This is a genomic window from Streptomyces sp. NBC_00461, from assembly GCF_036013935.1.
In the GTDB taxonomy this organism is placed as follows: Bacteria; Actinomycetota; Actinomycetes; order Streptomycetales; family Streptomycetaceae; genus Streptomyces.
Genome location: NZ_CP107902.1, coordinates 9,960,182 through 9,974,316, shown reverse-complemented (window position 1 = coordinate 9,974,316; position 14,135 = coordinate 9,960,182). Strand labels below are relative to the sequence as shown.

Annotated in this window: 17 protein-coding genes; 9 read left to right on the top strand and 8 right to left on the bottom strand. The window is 71.4% G+C overall.

The genetic code is table 11. The features are described from left to right. Positions 1 to 16 precede the first annotated feature (16 nt). Positions 17 to 982, top strand: a complete 966-nt coding sequence (locus OG870_RS46080) for a DUF1152 domain-containing protein (RefSeq protein ID WP_266928192.1) — start codon at positions 17 to 19, stop codon at positions 980 to 982. Between the two features lie 110 nt (positions 983 to 1,092). Further along, positions 1,093 to 1,584 carry a lamin tail domain-containing protein gene (locus tag OG870_RS46075; protein ID WP_266528100.1) on the top strand — a complete coding sequence of 164 codons (492 nt, stop codon included), beginning with the start codon at positions 1,093 to 1,095 and terminating at the stop codon, positions 1,582 to 1,584. Positions 1,585 to 1,632: 48 nt separating this feature from the next. Here the strand turns inward: OG870_RS46075 and OG870_RS46070 are convergent, their stop codons facing one another. Together OG870_RS46070 and OG870_RS46065 are read right to left on the bottom strand one after the other, a co-directional pair. Further along, positions 1,633 to 2,634: a hypothetical protein gene (locus OG870_RS46070; protein WP_266928194.1), complete on the bottom strand. Its 1,002-nt coding sequence runs from the start codon at positions 2,632 to 2,634 to the stop codon at positions 1,633 to 1,635. Then, positions 2,631 to 3,023, bottom strand: coding sequence for a PadR family transcriptional regulator (locus OG870_RS46065; RefSeq protein WP_266528647.1), 393 nt, complete (start codon positions 3,021 to 3,023; stop codon positions 2,631 to 2,633). The genes OG870_RS46070 and OG870_RS46065 overlap by 4 nt, the downstream gene beginning before the upstream one ends. Positions 3,024 to 3,343: 320 nt before the next feature. Between OG870_RS46065 and OG870_RS46060 the strand changes: the two genes are divergently transcribed. After that, the gene (locus OG870_RS46060) at positions 3,344 to 4,510 is read left to right on the top strand and encodes a hypothetical protein (RefSeq protein WP_327692224.1); all 1,167 of its coding nucleotides are present in this window, start codon (positions 3,344 to 3,346) and stop codon (positions 4,508 to 4,510) included. A 78-nt stretch (positions 4,511 to 4,588) separates the two neighbouring features. On the opposite strand, the gene OG870_RS46055 is transcribed toward OG870_RS46060, so the two are convergent. Further along, positions 4,589 to 5,620 (bottom strand): hypothetical protein, encoded by a 1,032-nt coding sequence (locus OG870_RS46055; protein WP_266528091.1) that lies wholly within the window; start codon positions 5,618 to 5,620, stop codon positions 4,589 to 4,591. A gap of 238 nt (positions 5,621 to 5,858) precedes the next feature. On the opposite strand from OG870_RS46055, the gene OG870_RS46050 reads away from it, so the two are divergent. From OG870_RS46050 to tgmB, 3 genes are all read left to right on the top strand, one after another. Continuing rightward, positions 5,859 to 6,149, top strand: coding sequence for a YkvA family protein (locus OG870_RS46050; RefSeq protein ID WP_266528088.1), 291 nt, complete (start codon positions 5,859 to 5,861; stop codon positions 6,147 to 6,149). 132 nt (positions 6,150 to 6,281) lie between these two features. Next, complete coding sequence (gene tgmA, locus OG870_RS46045) at positions 6,282 to 6,473, top strand: putative ATP-grasp-modified RiPP (RefSeq protein ID WP_266528085.1); 192 nt, start codon at positions 6,282 to 6,284, stop codon at positions 6,471 to 6,473. 17 nt (positions 6,474 to 6,490) lie between these two features. Continuing rightward, entirely contained in the window at positions 6,491 to 7,483 is a 993-nt protein-coding gene (gene tgmB, locus OG870_RS46040) for an ATP-grasp ribosomal peptide maturase (protein ID WP_327692223.1), read from the top strand. Between the two features lie 38 nt (positions 7,484 to 7,521). On the opposite strand, the gene OG870_RS46035 is transcribed toward tgmB, so the two are convergent. Together OG870_RS46035 and OG870_RS46030 are read right to left on the bottom strand one after the other, a co-directional pair. Further along, positions 7,522 to 7,734 (bottom strand): hypothetical protein, encoded by a 213-nt coding sequence (locus OG870_RS46035; RefSeq protein WP_266528645.1) that lies wholly within the window; start codon positions 7,732 to 7,734, stop codon positions 7,522 to 7,524. A 146-nt stretch (positions 7,735 to 7,880) separates the two neighbouring features. Then, a complete protein-coding gene (locus OG870_RS46030; protein ID WP_266587999.1) occupies positions 7,881 to 8,351 on the bottom strand; it encodes a hypothetical protein in 471 nt (156 codons plus the stop codon). A gap of 175 nt (positions 8,352 to 8,526) precedes the next feature. Here OG870_RS46030 and OG870_RS46025 point away from each other — a divergent pair, with 175 nt between their 5' ends. Then, positions 8,527 to 9,495, top strand: a complete 969-nt coding sequence (locus OG870_RS46025; RefSeq protein ID WP_266928201.1) for a GlxA family transcriptional regulator — start codon at positions 8,527 to 8,529, stop codon at positions 9,493 to 9,495. 50 nt (positions 9,496 to 9,545) lie between these two features. Here the strand turns inward: OG870_RS46025 and OG870_RS46020 are convergent, their stop codons facing one another. Further along, complete coding sequence (locus OG870_RS46020) at positions 9,546 to 9,785, bottom strand: DUF5133 domain-containing protein (RefSeq protein WP_327692222.1); 240 nt, start codon at positions 9,783 to 9,785, stop codon at positions 9,546 to 9,548. 169 nt (positions 9,786 to 9,954) lie between these two features. On the opposite strand from OG870_RS46020, the gene OG870_RS46015 reads away from it, so the two are divergent. Continuing rightward, positions 9,955 to 10,290, top strand: coding sequence for a hypothetical protein (locus OG870_RS46015; RefSeq protein ID WP_266528071.1), 336 nt, complete (start codon positions 9,955 to 9,957; stop codon positions 10,288 to 10,290). A 13-nt stretch (positions 10,291 to 10,303) separates the two neighbouring features. Here OG870_RS46015 and OG870_RS46010 read toward each other — a convergent pair whose 3' ends face one another. Next, entirely contained in the window at positions 10,304 to 12,070 is a 1,767-nt protein-coding gene (locus OG870_RS46010) for an ABC transporter ATP-binding protein (RefSeq protein ID WP_327692221.1), read from the bottom strand. A gap of 35 nt (positions 12,071 to 12,105) precedes the next feature. Further along, positions 12,106 to 12,963: an aldo/keto reductase gene (locus OG870_RS46005; protein WP_327692220.1), complete on the bottom strand. Its 858-nt coding sequence runs from the start codon at positions 12,961 to 12,963 to the stop codon at positions 12,106 to 12,108. A gap of 272 nt (positions 12,964 to 13,235) precedes the next feature. On the opposite strand from OG870_RS46005, the gene OG870_RS46000 reads away from it, so the two are divergent. Next, entirely contained in the window at positions 13,236 to 14,132 is an 897-nt protein-coding gene (locus tag OG870_RS46000) for a Gfo/Idh/MocA family protein (protein WP_327692219.1), read from the top strand. Positions 14,133 to 14,135: the final 3 nt, after the last annotated feature.

Sequence of the window (14,135 nt, the reverse complement as noted above, 5' to 3'; positions counted from 1 at the left end):
CTGTTACCGTCCCCCGATGTTCTCCCTCACCGAGCCCGCCTTCTTCACCCGCCTGCGTGACGCGAGGCGGGTGCTCATCGCCGGAGCAGGCGGCGGTTTCGACGTGTACGCCGGTCTCCCGCTGGCCCTCGCGCTGCGTTCGGCGGGCAAGGAGGTCCATCTGGCGAACCTCTCCTTCGCCGACCTGAACGGGCTCTCCCTGGATGTGTGGCTGGAGGAGGACGTCGCGGCGATCCGCCCGGACACCGTGGCGCGTGGGGACTACTTCCCCGAGCGCACGCTCGCCCGGTGGCTCGAAGGGCAGGATCTGCCGGCCACGGTCCACGCCTTCCCGCGCACGGGAGTCCAGCCGCTGCGCGCCGCCTATCGCGCGCTCATCGGGCATCTCGGCGGGGTGGACGCGGTGGTGCTCGTGGACGGCGGCACCGACATCCTCATGCGGGGCGACGAGCACGGGCTGGGCACCCCGGAGGAGGACATGGCCAGCCTGGCCGCCGTGCACGGGCTGGACGAGATACCCGAACGGCTCGTGGCCTGCCTGGGGTTCGGGGTGGACGCCCATCACGGGGTCAACCACTCCCTGGTGCTGGAGAACCTGGCCGCCCTGGACCGGGCCGGCGCCTACCTGGGCGCGTTCTCCCTCCCGCGCGCGAGCCGGGAGGGCGCCCGCTACCTCGACGCTGTGGAGCACGCCCGGCGGAACACGCCCGAGTACCCGAGCATCGTCAACGGCTCGGTCGCGGCGGCCGTGAACGGCGAGTTCGGTGACGTCCGGTTCACGGAACGCACCAGGGACAGCGAACTGTTCATCAACCCGCTGATGGCCCTGTACTTCTGCGTGGACGCACCCGCTCTGGCTCGCCGCAACCTCTACCTCGACCGGCTGGAGAACACCGTGCTGATGCGGCAGATCAGCACCGTCATCGAGGAGTTCCGCGGGGAACTGCCCCTGCAGCGACCGCCGCGCGCCTATCCCCACTGAGCACGGCCCGGCGAGGTCGGCCACATTTCGGTGAAGTCGGCTCCCGAATCCGCCCAGTTGTATACGCTCCAGATCCTTCACCGAATGTCCACACAGGGGGGACTATCTCCATGCGTATACGTCTTGTCGCCGCCACCGCCGCCGCGGGCACTCTCGCCGTGCTGGCCGCCGTGCCGGCCCACGCCACCGAGTATTCGTCGGCACTGAAGCTCAAGGGCGTCCAGTACGACGCGCCGGGCAGAGACTCCAACAGCTGCACCAGCGGGAACACGAAGAACGAGTACCTGACGATCAAGAACTACTCGTCGGGCACCACCGTGAACCTCAAGGGCTACGTGGTGAAGGACAAGACCGGCAACAAGTTCACGTTCACCAAGAACCACTACCTGGAGCCCGGTGACTACGTGAAGCTCCGTGGCGGCCACGGCACCGACTCCGACAGCAACAACGTCGTCTACCGCAACAACTGCAACTTCATCTGGAACAACGACAAGGACACGATCTACCTGTACAAGCCGTCCGGCGCCGGCGCGGACTCACACGCGTACACCAAGAGCAACAACGACAGGGACGGCAACGGGTACATCTCGTTCCACGGGTGACCGCGACGGCGCGGGCGAGCAGGACGCGCCCGCCCGCGCCCACGAGCGTCAGCGTGCCGTGAGGTCGCGCCTGGCCACCACCGCCAGCACGACGGTCAGCAGCGTGAGCGCGCCCGCCTGACCCAAAGCGCCGCCGATGAACACGAAGGGGACCCCTGCACCCAACCACGGATACAGCGCGGCCACCCGCACCGACAGGAGCAGCAGACCGAGTGCGGCCAGGGCCACGGCACCGCAGGCGGGACTCCGGTCCGTGCGGCGCCTGCGCAGCAGCAGCCAGCCGAGCGCTCCCACGACGAAGCAGGTGGCCGGCGCCCAGACCGTGTCGCCCATGGCGGGCACCACCACGACGGACGCCCCCATGACCACACCGCAGGCCGCGAAGACGAGGCCGGGTGAGCCGGCGGGCAGCACCGCGGCGGGGGCGTCGCGGTGGTAGGCGGCGCAGAGGGCGAGCGCGGGCAGCCAGGCGAAGAGCGCGGTGGTGGTGGCGAACCACGGTTCCGGCGGCGCCAGTTCGGTCACCAGCGGTGCGACGAACGGCCACAGTGTGGGCAGCGCGGCGAGCAGCACGGCCGCCTGGGCGAGGCGCCGGCGGTCACGCAGGAGGGCGAAGAAGCCGACCGTCCACAGCAGCGGAAGCGTCCATTCGGCGGCCTCGGCGACGCCGATCAGCGGCCCGCGGCCGGTGAATCCCGACAGGAACATCTCCCAGTCGCCGGCGCCGTGGGTCGACGACCAGGTCAGGTTGAGGACCCTGTCGACGACGGCGGCGGCCGCCTGCAGGAGCACCGCGAACACGGCGAAGTGGCGGACGGCCGACCCGAGCAGAACGTACTGCCGTGGCGCTCCGGTGGCGGCCAGCCTGCTGCGCACGGCGAGGGCGGCGACGCTCGCCACCTCACCCAGCGTGGGCCTGCTCTGGTCCTGCATCTCCTGGTCGACGTCCCACAGGTACACCTCGACCATCTCCTCCTCCCGGTCCCGTCGGTAGTAGGCGGGGAGCAGTCGCAGCACCGTGCGGTAGCGCGTCTCGAGCAGCGTCGTCATGCCATACCTCCTGCGAGTCCGGGACCGGCGGACGGGTTGACGGACGGCTTGGTGACCGGGTTCGCGGCCGCTCCGGGCGCCTTGCGCCCCTCGGCGATCCGCTCCTTGGCGGCGCTGGCCCCGGCCGCCATGCGTTCCGCCTCCGCGTCGAGGGCCCGCATCCCCTCGTCGGTGAGGCGGTAGTAGCGCCGCAGCCGGCCCTCGTGCACCTCCTCGCGGTCCAGGACGATCAGCCCGTCCGCGGTGAGCCGGTCCAGCACGCCGTACAGGGTGCCGACGCGCAACCGCACGGTGCCGTCGGACAGTTCCTCGACCTCCCGCAGGATCCCGTAGCCGTGCCGGGGCTGGTCGGCCAGAGCGGTGAGGACGAAGAACGCCGCTTGAGTCATGTTCCTCGATGCCATGCAGCCATGATATCTCGGATGCCGATATATCTCGCGCGGGGAGGCATTCGGCGTGGCGCGGGCCGGACCGGACCGGGCGCGAACAGAGCCCGCCCCAAAGCGGATGGTGGGCGGGCCCTGTTCGCGGGCGCCATTGTGGCGGGCCCGGTGCACTGAGCGACACGGGTGAACCGAGCGGTGTGGGGTGGAGCGCGCGCACCCCGAGTGCGCCGCGCACTTCCCGTGCGCCCACCCCCCGGGTGATTCCGCCCGACCCGCGGCGACGATACTGGGTTACGCACATGCCCCCGCCTTCAGTTGGACTCATGCGCTCTTCCCCCTCCGTCCGCCCGACCCCCTCCCCCGCACTGTGGCTGGCCCGCGGCCGCCACAGCGGGCCCGCCCCCGACGACGTCGTACGCCGAACCCTCCGACGGCTCAAGGCCGACGAGACCATCGACGACCATCTCGAGCTGCCCGACTCGGAGACCGCGTCGAGCGCCGGCCGGTCCGTCTTCGAGGCGCGCTGGACGGTCGCCGGGTCGGTGACCGTCCGGGCCCGGCTGACCCTCGCAAGAGAGAGGGAGCACGGCCGGGAGTGGCTGCTGGCGGCGGAGGCGGAACGCCCGTGGGACCTGGAGTGGCCCTCCCCCGCCACGGTGTTCTGGCCCGACGACCCGGACGCCTCCTGGGACCACGAGCCCGTCACGGGGCTGCGCTTCCGGCAGGTCAACCACCTGCCCGAGGAGGACAAGGACATCCGGCGCCTGCTCAGGAACTCGGTGCGCGGCGGCTGGACCGTCAACCTCGTGGTGCACGAGGCGATGACGCCCGACGAACGCGGCCGGCTGCCCGTCGCCCGGATGCTGCCGCCGAGCCTGCGCCACCGCATGGTGGAGCATCGGGTCGCACCGGACCAGCTGCGCATCGTGAACCGGGCCCTGCGCGAGTTCGGTGTGCAGGTCCCGCGCGGCGGTGCCGTCCTGCTGCCGCCGGTGCCGGCCCCGGACGACTTCGACGCGGACGACTTCTCCGTACGCACGGTCTTCCTCGACGGTTCCCGGCCGACGGAACTCGTCGACGCCCTGACCCGTTTCGCCACTCTGCCGACGCCGCTGCCGGACGGCGCCGAGCAGGCCGTCACCGCACTCAGGGACGACTGGCAGCTGATGACCCTGGAGGAGCAGCTCGCGCGCGAGCGCGGGCTCGTGGCCATGTACACCGAGGCGCTCGATGCCATGACGAAATCCCGGGACCTGTACCGGGAGGCCGCCGAGCGCGCCCACGAGGCGCTGGCGGTGTACCGCGAGAACGGCACCGAGATCCCGGCCCGGCCGCAGTCCGCCACCACGCCGCAGAGTTCCCCGTTCCAGCAGTTGACCCGAAGGCTGGAGCGGCTCAAGGACACCGCCAAGGCTCTGCGGCCCGCCTCCTCCGGGGACGGCGCCAAGGCCGACGGTCCGGGAGAGCGGCCGGAGGGCTCCGGTCGCTGAGCCCCGCAAGGGCGCCCGCGGTCCTCGGGACCGCGGGCGCGAGACCGTGACGGGCTGCGGACCGTGCGCAGCCTGCGGTCAGTCGGACCGGTTCGCCGTGGCCAGGTGCCGGGCGTCGGCATGCACCGGCAGCTGGTTCGAGGCGATGCGCACGACCAGGGCCATCAGAGCCGCGAGTGCCGCAATGACGGCGGCCAGGCCCGCGACCCAGCTCGGCGCGAGCGTGAGGTCGAGCGCCCGGGACAGCCACGCCGAGTGGAACCGCCCCTGGTACAGCTGGGCCGCGGCGAGCACCGCCGGCACCACGACCGCGAGAGCGAGAGCGGGCGGGACGGGCCGCAGGGTCACCAGTACGGCGAGCATCGCGCACAGCGCCGACACCGCGACAGACGAGGCGTAGAGGCCGAAGGGCTCGCCGTCCTCGTACAGCGGGAACCAGAGCATCGCGCACAGGAAGAGCGCGGCTGCCACGAGCAGGCCCGGCCAGGACAGGCGCTCGGCGGGGTGGTCCGGCGTACGGGCGAGGCGTGGCGGCGGGCGGTCGGCACCGAAGAGGGGCGGGGCCAGGGGAACAGGCGGCGGGAAGACGCCGCCGGGGCCCCACTCCGTCTCGCCGTGCGGCTGTCCCGGCGGCTCCGTCTCGGGCAGGGCGGCGAGAGCCTCACGTTCCTCACTGAGCCGGCCGATGAGTTCCACCAGGTCCTCGACGGGCCGTGCCTGGGCGGCCGCCCGTGCCGCCTCCTGACCGAAGTGGCGTTCCGTCTGCGTCCGGTGCAGCAGCGCCATCAGGCGCGTCACCTCCTCCACCGGACGGTTCTCGGCCGCCGCGCGGATGGCCTCGTCCGCGCTGGCCGCGTCGCGCGGTGGGCGTGTGAGCAGGGTGACCAGCCGGGTGATGTCCTCCACGGAGCGGTCCGTACCGACCGCGCGCAGCGCGTCGACGGTGGCCCGCGCGTACTGCGGGGACTCCTCCAGCAGGGTGATCAGGTCGGCGACCTCCTCCAGGGGTCGGTCGGCGACCGCGGCGTGCACCAGGGCGCTGACCGGGTCGTCGTCCGGGGCGGCTATGGAGGGGTCGTGGGAATGGGATGACGAAGAGCGGATGCTCATGAATCTCCTCCATGGAAGAGATGGAACGGTTCGCCGACTCACGCGTCTCCCGACGCCTTTCACGACGTTGCTGTGCAGTGCCAGTACTAGGTGCTGCTCCCACCCCGTGCCACTCGGGTGGGCCACGGGTATGAACCCCTGACGCCTTTCTGACGGCCGATAAGGACACGTACGACGGCCGGATGCGGGAATCCGTGAAGAGGGCGCGCCGGACGGCACGCCGGACGGAGGAGAATCCGTGAAACCGACCACAACGGTGATCGTCGTCACCATTGCCCTCGCGGCGCTCATCCTCACCGTGGCCGTCATCCTGCTGGTGCGACTGGTGCGGGCGCGGCGCGACCTGAGGCGCGCCGGGCTGCCGACCGGGCCGCGCTGGGTCTTCTGGGGTGCCGTTCTCTACTTCGTACTGCCGACCGACCTGCTCCCCGACCCGATCTACCTGGACGACATCGGCGTCCTTCTCCTCGCTCTGCGCACCATGCGCGGCTCTCTCGACGTGCCGAATCGTCACGAATCCTCCCTGTGACTACGCAGAGTAAGGAAACCAATCACTCGTTCGATTCGTATAAGTGACTGGAAGGGCAATGCAGTCGGCGGACCGGGCGGCGCCGCAGGGCGGGGACGACTGGGTCGGTGCTGCACTGACGAGGGAGAGACGATGCAACCGTTCGCGCTCAACTACGCACGTCCGGCGGTGGAGTTGGAGGCCACGACTCCGTACGTCTACGACTCCGGGCTGCAGTTGAACGTGCTCATGGACGGCCGGGTCGCCGCCGGCGACGCGGCTCTGCTCAGAGAGCTCGGAACCACGACCTCCACCGCGGGCTCCAAGACACACTTCGACGACTGAACACGGATCCGTCGACGATGACCGTGCTGATCCTGACCTCTGAAGAGGACGTGACGGCCGACATGGTGGTCGTGCACCTCAACTCGTCCGGAGTCCCGGTGGTCCGCCTCGACCCCGCAGACCTCCCCGGCGGGGTCGCGTTGTCCGGTGAGTTCGTGCACGGCTCCTTCCGCGGCCACCTCCAGTCCGCGGGCCGCCTGGTGAGCGTCTCCGGGCTGCGGTCGGTGTGGGTGCGCAGGCCGGGGGACGTCGCCTCGCGGGCGGCCGAGCCCTCCGCGTGGCTGACCGAGGAGTCCTCGCAGGCGCTCTACGGCATGCTCCGTGGCTCGGAGGCCCGCTGGATGAACCATCCCGACGCGGCCCGCCGCGCTCGCCACAAGCCCTGGCAGTTGCGGCTCGCCCAGCGCTGCGGGCTGCCCGTCCCGGCCACCCTGATCACGACGTACCCGCAGGCGGCCCGTGAGTTCGCCGACCGCTATCCGGATCTGGTGGTCAAGCCGGTCTCCGGGGCGCACCCGCAGGATCCGCCCAGGGCGGTGCCGACGAGCCGGGTCGCGCCTGACACGGACTTCTCCGCCGTGGCGTTCGGCCCCACGCTGCTGCAGCGGCGGGTGGGAAAACGGGCCGACATCCGGCTGACCGTGGTGGGCCGGCGGCTGCTGGCGGCCCGCAAGGCGGCCGCCGAGGATACGGATCCGGACGACCCCGGCGCCGTGGACGTGCGCTTCGCCTCGCCGGACATTCCGTGGGAGGCCACCGAGGTTCCGCCGGGCATCGCCGTCGGCGTCCGCTCGTATCTGGACGAGGCCGAACTGTCCTACGGCGCCTTCGACTTCGCCGAGGACGCCGACGGGACCTGGTGGTTTCTGGAGTGCAACCAGTCGGGGCAGTTCGGCTTCGTCGAGGTGGAGACGGGACTGCCGATCGCCCGGACCGTGGCGGAGTGGCTCGCCCGTCCGGGCCCCGAGCCGCAGAGACACGCCAACGGCTCCAACACGACGGTGTGTTGACGGCGGGGTCGGTGGGAGGAGGTCAATGGAGGGGGAGGTCAGTGGGGAAGCGAGCCGGGCATCAGCGCGCTGCGCTGCCAGCCGGCGCCCGGGGAGGCCTGGCGCTCGGGGGACGGTACGCCGAAGGACTGCAGCGGTCGCATGACGTACTCCAGTTCCCGCGTCACGCGCTCGGCCTCCCTGCGAGCCTGAGTGGGGACGTCGCCGCGCTCGGCGACGAGTCGGTCGTAGATCGGGGAATCCTGGAACACCAACGCGCCTTTCGTGTGGTGGCCCATGCGCATGGGCACGGCTGTCGAGTGTATGCGCCCCGGCAGACCGTGGCGTGAATTCCCCAGGAGCACTTGACGTCGGCACCGCGGTCTGGATGACCTGCGCCTGCGGTCGGTCCGGGCCGTCAGGCGCCGGTCGTCGAGCCGGGCCGCACGATCATCAGGATCGTCACGGTCGCCCAGAGCAGGTTGAACAGACCGGTGAACATGGCCAGTTGCGCGGTGCTCGCCCGCTCGACGGGCCGGCGCGCGTCCAGCTGTTCGAGCAGCTCGCCCTGGCGGGGCAGGACGAAGGCGATCAGGATGCCCGCGGCCACGGCGGTGAGAGTGATGGACGCGATGAGCCACGCACTGCCCAGGACGCCCATCGCGGCCGCGGTGGCGAAGCCCAACGCGGGGACCGCGATACCGAGGCCCACGTAGACCCGGCAGATGCGGTGCAGCAGCCGGACCGTGCCCACGGCCGCCGCGTCCGCTCCCCCGTCGTCGGCGCCGGCGCGGCGCACCGCCGGCGGCACCATGCTCGCCGCGACGGTGATCGGGCCGACGGCGACTATGGCCGCCAGGACGTGGAGGGAGAGCAGGACCTTGGTCATCGGGCGCCTTCCGGGGTGCGATCAGCCGTTCGCGGCTCACGTTAGGGATCTTCGAAGTGATCGCACAGGGGCGGAAACGACAGATCCCGACGGATTCCCGCCAGGCGATCTGTCCGCCTCTCCGAGACCATGCCCAGGTCACGGGCATGGCGGGAATCCGCCTATCGTGTCGTTCATGCACACCGTGGCGATCCTGGTTCTCGATCATGTGGTGCCGTTCGACATGGCGGCGCCGATGGAGGTGTTCGGCCGCACACGGCTGCCCGACGGGCGCAGCCCCTACCGGGTACGGCTGTGTGCCGAGTCGCCGGACGTGCGCGCGGACGGATTCCAGCTCCGGGTCTCCCACGGCCTCGACGTACTCGCGGGTGCCGACACGGTCATCGTCCCGGGCTGCTCGGAACACGCCGGAGCACCCTCTCCCCGCGCGCTGGCCGCCCTGCGGGAAGCGGCCGACGCCGGGGCCCGGATCGCGTCGGTGTGTGCGGGCGCCTTCGTGCTGGCCGAGGCGGGGCTGCTGGACGGCCTGCGCGCCACGACGCACTGGGTGGCGGCCGACGAACTGGCGCGCCGCTACCCGGAGGTCAAGGTGGAGCCCGACGTGCTGTACGTCGACAACGGGCAGATCCTCACCTCGGCCGGCGCCGCCGCCGCACTGGACCTGTGCCTGCACATGATCCGCAGCGATCTCGGATCGGCCGTCGCGGCGGATGCCGCGCGTCTCTGTGTGATGCCCCTCGAACGGGAGGGCGGGCAGGCCCAGTTCATCGTGCACGAGCAGCCGCCGGTGCCGCGTGGCTCGACCCTGGAACCGGTCCTGGAGTGGATCGAGGACCATCTCGCCGACGAGATCACCCTGGGCGCGCTGGCGGCGCGCTCGGGGATGAGCGAGCGCACCTTCAGCAGGCGGTTCCGTGAGCAGACGGGGACGACGCCGCTGCAGTGGCTGCTGCGGGCGCGCGTGCGGCGGGCCCAGTACCTGCTGGAGAACAGCGACCGTCCGATCGAACGGATCGCGCAGCAGGCGGGGTTCGGGTCTCCGACGGCGTTCCGTGAGCGCTTCCGCAAGGTGGTCGGGACCACTCCGCAGGCGTACCGTTCGGCGTTCCACGGAAAGGAGCGCGTCATGGCCGGGCACTCCTGAGCGCCGGTGCAAGGCACTTCAGCGTGCCGGTGGCGGAAGCCGTCGCCGCCTCAGACGGCCAACGACAGACCGTCCTCCCCGTCTGCCGACCCCCGCGAGGCGATCAGCAGGGCGTCGGCCCTCGCGATGGCGTCCTCGACGCTCGTGGCTCCCATCGTCGTGCACAGTGTGCGGCTGACGTCCGCCAACTCCCGTGCCGCCTCCGGCTTCTCCCGCTCGGCCTGCGCGATGCGCAGCGACGCGTATCTGGTGAGCAACGTTCTGACGACCTTCGGGTCCGGAACGAGCACGAAGCGCCCCTCTCTTGGTTTTCGCCTCGTGTTCCCGGGCAGGGCCGGACCATTCACATCTTCCGCGCCCCGGGCCTCAATTGACGCAATACCGCCGCTCGACCCGATTCCCGGCGCGCCCCGAGGCGTTGAACAGAGAGTAGCCCTCCGAGCACGAACGGTGAAGCCAATGAACCGCTCCGGCCGCCTTCTCTGCGCCCTCTACGTCGCCACCTGCGGCGGACTCTCCTGGACCACGGTCCTCGAATTCCTCCACGGCCCACGGTGGGCCGCGTTCCTGTTCGCCGCGGCCAGTCTGGTTCCGGTCATCGCCGTGGTGCGCGAGACCCTGATCCGCGACCTGTGCAAGTCCGCCGCCGGGCCGCGCCGTCCCGCGCCCACGGCCGCCGACGAGATCGTCCGCGGGGAGCTGGACGCCGCCTGCTGCGAACGCTGGTGGACGAGCCTCGGCCGCGACCACGACGTGCGCTGCCCGCACGGGATGCGACGCAGCAGCGCCGCCTGAGGCTTCCGGACCCTCAGGCGACCTGTCCGCTGTGCAGCTGCGTGTACGCCCCGCCGCCACGCAGCAGTTCCTCGTGCGTGCCGGTCTCCACGATGCGGCCCTCACCCATCACCACGATCCGGTCGGCGCCCCGCACGGTGGACAGCCGGTGCGCCACCACGAACGTCGTCCGTCCGTTCAGCAGCCGGGCCAGCGCCTGCTGGACGAGTGCCTCCGAGCGGGTGTCCAGGGCCGAGGTCGCCTCGTCCAGGATCAGCACCTTGGGGTCCCGGATCAGCGCGCGGGCGATGGCGAGGCGCTGGCGCTGTCCCCCGGACAGCCGGGCCCCGCGCTCGCCGACCACGGTGTCCAGGCCCTGCGGCAGCCGCTCGACGAACTCCATCGCGTTGGCGTCGCGCAGCGCCGCGCGCACCGTCTCCTCGTCGGCCTCGTCCATGCCGTAGACGACGTTCTCGCGGATGGTGCCGTCGAAGAGGACCGACTCCTGCGGCACCACCGAGACGAAGCGCCGGTAGGTGCGCAGGTCGAGGGTGTTCATGTCGGCGCCGTCGAGCAGCAGCCGGCCGGAGGTCGGGCGGATGAACCCGATGACCAGGTTGAGCACCGTGGACTTGCCCGCGCCGGACGCACCGACGAGCGCGATGGTCTCGCCCGGTGGGACGGAGAGGGTGAAGTCGCGTACGGCGGGCCGGCCGCTGTCGTAGGCGTGGCCGACGTTCTCGAAGGTGACGGCGCCCTGCAGCGAGGTGAGTTCCGTCTTGCCCTCGTTGTCCTCGAGTTCGGGCGCCTGCAGCACCTCGCCGACCGAACGCACCGACTCCAGGCCCTTGGTGATGACCGGGGCCAGACCGGCCAGCGTGGTGGTGGAGTTGGTGAGGGTGGTCAGGAAGGCGCTGAGCATGACGACGTCGCCGGGGGTGACGCCCCAGACGCCGTAGTAGGAGACGGTGGCGGCGCCGGCGAGGACCAGGACGCCGACCACGTTGAGGACGACCCAGGCCAGCGAGCCGAACCGGCCGTTGAGGAGGTCGAGGCGCATGCCGGAGGTCAGCAGCCGGCTCAGGGTGCCGTCCATGCGGCGCAGGGCGTTGCCCTCCAGGCCGTGGGCGCGGGTGACGGGGACGAGCCGGGTCATCTCCGTCACCTGGGACGACAGGGTCTCGACCTCGTGCCGGAAGTGTTCGTTGTGGGTGCGCAGGCGGGCCCGCAGACGGGCCACGACGAGCGCGGCGGCGGGCACGACGACCACGAAGACGGGCACGAACTCCGGTGTGCGTACGCCGATGATGACGAGTCCGCCGAGCAGTACGGTGATCGCCCCGAGCCCGGTCTCGGCGGTCTGCTGCACCATCTGCTCGACCGTCTCCACGTCCCGGACCACCTTGGCCTGCAGGACGCCGGCGCTGACCCGCGAGTGGTAGCCGATGGACAGCTGCTGCATACGGGTGCACAGCGCGGAGCGCAGGGTGGTGCCCATGCGGCGGACGCTGCCGTACAGAAGACGGACGTACAGCACGTGCAGCGGGTAGTTGATCAGCAGGATGAACAGGATGATCCCGGTGCTGAGCCAGAGCTTGCCGATCGGCTGGTGCTGGACGACCGTGTCGATGATGGACGCGCTGATCAGCGGCAGCAGCCAGATGGGGCTGTGCTTGACGGTGAACACGCCGACCGCCGCGATCAGGTGGCGGCGGTCGGCGCGGAACAGGTACCCGAGGGTGCGGACCGGGTGTTCGCCGCGGTAGCGGTGGTCGAGGGGTCTTTCCAACGACGACGCCATCGGCGGGGTCCTCCGTAGTGACCGTGTGTGTCGTGTCAGACGGCGTCGAGCTGCGCGATTTCCTCGGGGCTGAGTTCGAGGTCGGTCGCGCCGAGGGAGTCCAGGATGGTCTCCGGGCGGCTGGAACCCGGAATGGGCACCACCACCGGCGACTTGGCGAGCATCCAGGCCAGGCACACGCGCTGCGGGCTCACCGCGTGGGCCTCGGCGATCCGGGCGAACGGCGCGTAGGTGGAGCCCAGTTCGCCGGCCCGGGAGATACCGCCCAGCGGGCTCCAGGGCAGGAACGCGATGCCGAGCTCGTCGCACAGGTCCAGCTCCGGCTCGCTGGAGCGGAAGGCCGGGGAGAACTGATTCTGCACGGAGACCAGGCGCCCGCCGAGGATCTCGTTGGCCTCCATGATCTGGTCGGGGTCGGCGTTGGAGATGCCCGCCATGCGGATCTTGCCCTCGTCCAGCAGGTCCCGCACCGCACCGACGGACTCGGCGTACGGCACCTTCGGGTCGGGGCGGTGGAACTGGTAGAGCCCGATGGCCTCCACGCCGAGCCGGCGCAGGGACGCCTCGCAGGCCTCCTTGAGGTGGCGGGGGGTCCCGTCGAGGGTCCAGCTGCCGTCGCCGGGGCGCAGATGGCCGCCCTTGGTGGCGACCAGGACGTCCCCGCCACGGTCGTGGGAGGCGAGCGCCTTGGCGATGAGGGTCTCGTTGTGGCCGACCTCGTGGGCGTCGCGGTGGTAGGCGTCCGCGGTGTCGATCAGCGTCACGCCGGCGTCGAGGGCGGCGTGGATCGTGGCGAGGGAGCGTGCCTCGTCCGGCCGTCCCTCGATCGACATGGGCATCCCGCCCAGACCGATCGCGCTGATGTCGATGTCACCGATGCGGCGGATGTGCATGTGCTCGTGACCTCTTCAGATGGTGGCGCGGATGGTGGCGCGGGACCGAATGGCGTTCGACCCACCGCACATGGCGTACGGCGGCGCCGGAACTGGTTCCAGCCTGACCCTCTTGCGGGCCGGAGGTCCAATAGAGGAAAGAGAACGCATTAAGCAGCCGGGCAACTGAATCGCGGAGCAGGGTAAACCGGCTTGCACGGCCTGCCGGTGGGTGTGCGAGGCTCACTGCCGAGCAGCCGCCACGACGGGCGGCGCGGTGGAGAGGCGGCGGCATGCGCATCGGTCTGCTCGGTACCGGCCCCTGGGCGGGAATGGCTCATGCCCCCGCCCTGAGCGAGCACGCGGGACTGGACTTCGTCGGGGTGTGGGGCCGCCGTTCCGATGCCGCGAAGGAACTCGCCGACCGGCACGGCACGCGTGCCTACGACGACGTCGACGCGCTGCTCGCCGACGTGGACGCGGTCGCCGTGGCCCTGCCGCCGGCCGTGCAGGCGGATCTCGCGGTGCGCGCGGCGCGGGCGGGGCGTCATCTGCTGCTGGACAAGCCGCTGGCGACGACGGTGGAGCAGGGGCGGGCCGTGGCCGACGCCGTGCGGGAGGCCCAGGTCGCCTCGGTGGTCTTCTTCACCAGCCGTTTCGTGCCGGGCACCGAGGCCTGGATCACCGAACAGGCGGACGCGGGGGGCTGGTTCACGGGGCGCGCGGAGTGGCTGGGGACGCTGTTCGGCGGCGACAGCGACAGCCCGTTCGCGGACTCGCCGTGGCGGCAGGCGAAGGGCGGCCCGCTGTGGGACGTGGGGCCGCACGCCCTCTCCGTGCTGCTGCCGGTCCTCGGCGATGCCCGTCGTGTGACCGCCGCGGCGCCGGGCCCCGGCGACACCGTCCATCTGGTCCTCGACCACGTCGGCGGCGCGTCGAGCACCCTCACCCTCAGCCTCTCGGCGCCGGCCGCGGCGGCCGGAGCCACGGTCGAGCTGCGCGGCAGGGCAGGGGTGGCCGTGCTTCCGGACGGCGGCGACGGGCCGGTCACCGCCCTCGTCCGGGCTGCCGACGCCCTGGTCACCGCCGCCGGCACCGGCCGGCCGCACCCCTGCGACGCGGCCTTCGGCCTGCGGGTCACGGAGATCCTCGCGGAGGCCGAGGCGCTGTTGGACGGCGCCGCGGGCTGACGC

Excerpts from the sequence above, each read along its gene's own strand:
- OG870_RS46080 (WP_266928192.1), top strand. The coding sequence starts at position 17 with ATGTTCTCCCTCACCGAGCCCGCCTTCTTCACCCGCCTGCGTGACGCG.
- OG870_RS46075 (WP_266528100.1), top strand. The coding sequence starts at position 1,093 with ATGCGTATACGTCTTGTCGCCGCCACCGCCGCCGCGGGCACTCTCGCC.
- OG870_RS46070 (WP_266928194.1), bottom strand. The coding sequence starts at position 2,634 with ATGACGACGCTGCTCGAGACGCGCTACCGCACGGTGCTGCGACTGCTC.
- OG870_RS46065 (WP_266528647.1), bottom strand. The coding sequence starts at position 3,023 with ATGACTCAAGCGGCGTTCTTCGTCCTCACCGCTCTGGCCGACCAGCCC.
- OG870_RS46060 (WP_327692224.1), top strand. The coding sequence starts at position 3,344 with ATGCGCTCTTCCCCCTCCGTCCGCCCGACCCCCTCCCCCGCACTGTGG.
- OG870_RS46055 (WP_266528091.1), bottom strand. The coding sequence starts at position 5,620 with ATGAGCATCCGCTCTTCGTCATCCCATTCCCACGACCCCTCCATAGCC.
- tgmA (WP_266528085.1), top strand. The coding sequence starts at position 6,282 with ATGCAACCGTTCGCGCTCAACTACGCACGTCCGGCGGTGGAGTTGGAG.
- tgmB (WP_327692223.1), top strand. The coding sequence starts at position 6,491 with ATGACCGTGCTGATCCTGACCTCTGAAGAGGACGTGACGGCCGACATG.
- OG870_RS46030 (WP_266587999.1), bottom strand. The coding sequence starts at position 8,351 with ATGACCAAGGTCCTGCTCTCCCTCCACGTCCTGGCGGCCATAGTCGCC.
- OG870_RS46025 (WP_266928201.1), top strand. The coding sequence starts at position 8,527 with ATGCACACCGTGGCGATCCTGGTTCTCGATCATGTGGTGCCGTTCGAC.
- OG870_RS46015 (WP_266528071.1), top strand. The coding sequence starts at position 9,955 with ATGAACCGCTCCGGCCGCCTTCTCTGCGCCCTCTACGTCGCCACCTGC.
- OG870_RS46010 (WP_327692221.1), bottom strand. The coding sequence starts at position 12,070 with ATGGCGTCGTCGTTGGAAAGACCCCTCGACCACCGCTACCGCGGCGAA.
- OG870_RS46005 (WP_327692220.1), bottom strand. The coding sequence starts at position 12,963 with ATGCACATCCGCCGCATCGGTGACATCGACATCAGCGCGATCGGTCTG.
- OG870_RS46000 (WP_327692219.1), top strand. The coding sequence starts at position 13,236 with ATGCGCATCGGTCTGCTCGGTACCGGCCCCTGGGCGGGAATGGCTCAT.